Genomic DNA, 4,852 nt, shown 5'->3' with positions numbered 1-4,852 from the left:
CAGCAGGCCGCCCTGAAGCTGCCGCCGCTGCCGACCACCACGATCGGCTCGTTCCCGCAGACCCGCGACATCCGCCGGGCTCGCCAGCAGCTGCGCACCGGGGAGATCACCGCGGAGAACTACCGTGAGCAGATGGAGGCCGAGATCGCGGCCGTCATCGCTTTGCAGGAGCAGATCGGCCTGGACGTGCTCGTGCACGGCGAGCCCGAACGCAACGACATGGTGCAATACTTCGCCGAGCAGCTCACCGGCTTCTTCGCGACCAGCAACGGCTGGGTGCAGTCGTACGGCTCGCGGTGCGTCCGCCCGCCGATCCTGTACGGCGACGTCACCCGGCCGGCCCCGATGACGGTCGGCTGGATCACGCACGCGCAGTCGCTCACCAACCGGATCGTCAAGGGCATGCTGACCGGCCCGGTCACCATCCTGGCGTGGAGCTTTGTGCGCGACGATCAGCCGCTGGCCGCCACCGCCGATCAGGTGGCGCTGGCGATCCGCGACGAGACGGTCGACTTGGAGCGGGCTGGCGTCGGCATCATCCAGGTGGACGAGCCCGCGCTGCGCGAGCTGCTGCCCCTGCGTTCAGCCGACCGCGCCGCCTACCTGGACTGGGCCGTGGGCGCGTTCAAGCTGTCCACCTCCGGGGTTCTCGACGCGACGCAGGTCCACACCCACCTGTGCTACTCGGAGTTCGGTGACGTGATTACGGCAATCGCCGACCTGGACGCCGATGTCACCTCAATCGAGGCCGCCCGCTCTCATATGGAGGTGCTCGACGACCTCAATGCGATCGGGTTCGCCAATGAGGTCGGCCCGGGCGTCTACGACATCCACTCCCCGCGGGTGCCGGACGCCGCCGAAATGACGACGCTGTTGCGCGAGGCTCTCGGTGCCGTCCCGGCGCAGCGCCTGTGGGTCAACCCGGACTGCGGCCTCAAAACCCGCACCACCGCGCAGGTGACCGAAGCCCTGACCGCGATGGTCGACGCCGCCAAGGCCGTCCGCGCCTGAGCCGTGCCGCTGACTTCGGTTTCGCCCCCTCGATCCAGGGGGCGAAACCGAGGCCAGGGTGCGCCATCCCCGGATCAAGGGGGCGTGACCGAATCCGGGGCGAGAGTCACTTCCACGCGAACGGCGGTTGCTCCAGGTGGTCGACTCGAGTGCCGCGCCCCTGCACCACCACCTCGGCGAACTGATAGATCACCGCCGCGGTCGGCGCGTGCACCCAGGTGCCCATGATCGGCAGCCGGATCACCGGTCGCGGCGACTGCTCGATGGTGTCGAACGCCGGCTCGGCCGTCAGCTCGTCGACGCCCACGAAGTACACCTCGTCCACCTCGTCGGGGCTCGGCTGCGGCACCGTCGCCACCTCCGCCCAGCACACGACCGGGGTGATCGCGTATCCCGAGCGGGTCGGGTAGTCGTCGAGCAGACCGATCACCGACTCGGGCGCCAGCGCGATACCGATCTCCTCGTGCAGCTCCCGCAAGGCCGCCTGTGCCGCGTCCTCCCCCGCATCGAGCCGCCCGCCCGGCAGCGCGAACTGGTTCGCATGCGTGCGCAGGGTCGACGGCCGCCGCAGCACCCAGATCCCGTACCGCCCATCCGGGTCCGGGCTCACCGTCAATGCCACCGCCGCCGGGCGCAGCGCAGCGTCGTCGATCGATCTGCGCTCCCAGGCCGCAAGCCGCGCGGCGGCCAGCTCCCGGGTGAGTTCCATACCTACCGGTCTACACCAGCCGCGCCAGGCTCCGCCTCACTCCAGCTCGACCAGCAGATCGCCCGCGCCCACCTCGGTGGCGCCGTGCACCACCACGCGGCGGACCGTCCCGCCGGCCGGTGCGGTGATCGACGCTTCCATCTTCATCGCCTCGATGGTGCCAATCGCAGCGCCGGGCTTGAGCACATCGCCGACAGCCACAGTCACCGTGACCACGCCGGTGAACGGGGCACCGATGTGGTGCGGGTTGGCGGCGTCGGCTCGCTCCCGGGTCTGCACCGAGACATCGGCGGCGAGGTCGAGTACCGGGACGGGCCGCAGCTCACCGTTGAGCGTGCACATCACCGTCCGAATACCGGCCGCATCCGGTTCGCTGATCGCCTCCAGGGTGATCAGCAGGTCGACGCCGTCGCGCAGCCGAACCTTGTGTTCGAGCCCCTGCTGCAGCCCGTAGAAGAACTGGTACGCCGCCAGGCGCGAGGTGTCGCCGAACTCCTCGCGGTGCGCCAGGTACTCGGCCGTGGGTCCTGGGAACAGCAGCCGGTTCAGTGTCGCCCGGCGCACCTCGCCCGGCGCGTTGAGCGCGGCCAGATCTTCCACCGTGAGGTCGGATTCGGCCTGCTGCGAGGTCCGCCCGGCCAGGATCTGCTCGCGCAGCGGCTCGGGCCACCCGGCGGCCGGTTCCCCGAGTTCACCGGCCAGGAAACCGATCACCGAGTCGGGGATGTCGTACGACGTCGGATCGGCGGCGAACTCCTCGGCGGTGATGCCCTGCGCCACAAAGGCCAGCGCGAGATCGCCGACGACCTTCGACGACGGCGTCACCTTCACCGGCCGCCCGAGCAGCCGGTTGGCCCCGGCATAGGCGTTCTCCACCGCTTCAAACCGATCGCCGACGCCGACCGACATCGCCTGCTGGCGCAGATTAGAGAGCTGCCCGCCGGGGATCTCATGGTCGTAGACGCGCCCGGTCGGAGCCGGAATACCGGACTCGAAGGCACCGTACATCTTGCGCAACGATTCCCAGTAGGGCTCCATCGCGGTGACCTTCTCCAGCGCGAGCCCCGTGTCGTAGTCGGTGTGCGCCGCGGCGGCCACGATCGACGACAGTGCCGGTTGACTCGTGGTGCCCGAGAGCGGCGCACTGGCACCGTCGACGGCATCGGCACCGGCCTCCCACGCCGCCAGGTAGGTGGCAAGCTGCCCGCCGGGGGTGTCGTGAGTGTGCACGTGGATCGGCAGATCGAACCGCGCCCGCAGCGCCGAGACCAGGGTCCGCGCCGCCGCCGGTCGCATCAGCCCGGCCATATCCTTGATCGCCAGAATGTGCGCCCCGGCGTCGACGATCTGCTCGGCCAGTCGCAGGTAGTAGTCGAGGGTGTAGAGGTCCTCGGCCGGATCGGCCAGGTCGCCGGTGTAGCTCATCGCCACTTCGGCGACGGTGGTGCCGGTCTCGCGCACCGCGTCGATCGCCGGCCGCATGGCATCCACGCTGTTGAGCGCGTCGAAAATACGGAAGATGTCCACGCCGGTGCGGGCGGCCTCGTCGACGAACGCCGTCGTCACCCTGGTCGGGTACGGGGTGTAGCCGACGGTGTTCTTACCGCGCAGCAGCATCTGCAGACAGATGTTGGGCATGGCGGCCCGCAGTCGCGCCAACCGCTCCCACGGGTCTTCTTTGAGGAAGCGCAGGGCGACGTCGTAGGTGGCCCCGCCCCAGCATTCCACCGACAGCAGCTCCGGGGTCAGCGCCGCCACATACGGGGCCACCGACACCAGCCCACTGGTGCGCACCCGGGTAGCCAGTAGCGATTGGTGGGCGTCGCGGAAGGTGGTATCGGTCACGGCCAGCGCGCTCTGCGAACGCAGCGCCCGCGCGAAGCCGTCCGGACCGAGCTGGTCCAGTCGCTGTTTGGATCCGGGCGGCGGATCGGCCAGCACCGCCGGATCGACGAAGGGCAGTTTGGTGTGCGGATGCACGGCGGTGGGCACCGTGCCGTGCGGGCGATGCACGGTCACATCGGCCAGGTAGTTCAGCAGCTTGGACCCACGCTCGGACGAACGCACCGAGGTGAGCAGCTCCGGCCGGGCGTCGATGAACGACGTCGTGATCTGCCCGGCCTGGAACTCCGGATCGGCGAGCACCGCTGTGAGATAGTCGATATTGGTGTGCACACCGCGAATTTTGAACTCGGCGAGGGCCCGCTGGGCGCGCTTGACCGCTGTGTGGAAGTCCCGGCCACGGCACGTCAACTTCACCAGCATGGAGTCGAAGTGCCCGGTGATCTCACTGCCGAGGGCGGCCGCCCCGTCGAGTCGGACGCCCGTCCCGCCGGGGGCGCGGTACACATTGATGCGACCGGTGTCCGGACGGAAACCGTCGGCCGGGTTCTCCGTGGTGATGCGGCACTGCAGGGCTGCGCCGTGGATGGCGATGGTGTCCTGGCTGAGCCCAAGATCGGGCAGGGTCTCCCCCGCGGCGATCCGCAATTGCGCGCTCACCAGATCGACATCGGTGATCTCCTCGGTGACCGTGTGCTCCACCTGGATGCGCGGATTCATTTCGATGAAGTAGTGCTGTCCGCGCTCGTCGACCAGGAACTCCACGGTGCCCGCACACGAGTACTCGATGTACTTGGCGAAGGCCACGGCGTCGTCGCAAATCCGTTGCCGCAGAGCCGGATCCAGGTTCGGCGCGGGTGCAATCTCGACGACCTTCTGGTGCCGGCGCTGCAGCGAGCAGTCGCGCTCGTAGAGGTGCACCACATTGCCCACGGTGTCGGCCAAGATCTGCACCTCGATATGCCGCGGATTCACCACTGCCTGCTCCAGGAAGACAGTCGGATTGCCAAAGGCAGCCTCCGCCTCACGCGCCGCGGCGGCGATCAACTCGGCCAGCGTCGCCGGATCGTCGACCCTCCGCATACCGCGACCACCGCCACCGGCAACGGCCTTCACGAAGATCGGATAGGTCATGTTCTCGGCGGCGGCCAGCAGCTCGTCGACGTCCGACGACGGCGCCGTCGACGTCAACACCGGCAGGCCCGCCTCCCGGGCCGCCGCGATGGCCCGCGCCTTGTTGCCCGTCAGCTCGAGCACCTCGGTCGGCGGACCGACGAAGGTGATTCCGCG

The 4,852-nt window shown here is 69.1% G+C and carries 3 protein-coding genes; 1 reads left to right on the top strand and 2 read right to left on the bottom strand.

Annotated elements, in window-relative coordinates:
* On the top strand, positions 1–1,011 hold a 1,011-nt coding region (metE, locus tag WAW85_RS14495), incomplete at its 5' end, for a 5-methyltetrahydropteroyltriglutamate--homocysteine S-methyltransferase (protein WP_422560297.1).
* Positions 1,012–1,117: 106 nt separating this feature from the next.
* Here metE and WAW85_RS14490 read toward each other — a convergent pair.
* The gene (locus WAW85_RS14490; protein ID WP_422560296.1) at positions 1,118–1,720 is read right to left on the bottom strand and encodes an NUDIX hydrolase; all 603 of its coding nucleotides are present in this window, start codon (positions 1,718–1,720) and stop codon (positions 1,118–1,120) included.
* A gap of 36 nt (positions 1,721–1,756) precedes the next feature.
* Positions 1,757–4,852, bottom strand: a 3,096-nt coding sequence (locus WAW85_RS14485; protein ID WP_422560295.1) for a pyruvate carboxylase, incomplete at its 5' end; no start/stop codon positions are given.

Source organism: Gordonia sp. (in: high G+C Gram-positive bacteria), assembly GCF_049299075.1.
Lineage (GTDB): Bacteria > Actinomycetota > Actinomycetes > Mycobacteriales > Mycobacteriaceae > Gordonia.
This window is presented reverse-complemented; position numbering and strand designations above follow the sequence as displayed.

Excerpts from the sequence above, each read along its gene's own strand:
- WAW85_RS14490 (WP_422560296.1), bottom strand. The coding sequence starts at position 1,720 with ATGGAACTCACCCGGGAGCTGGCCGCCGCGCGGCTTGCGGCCTGGGAG.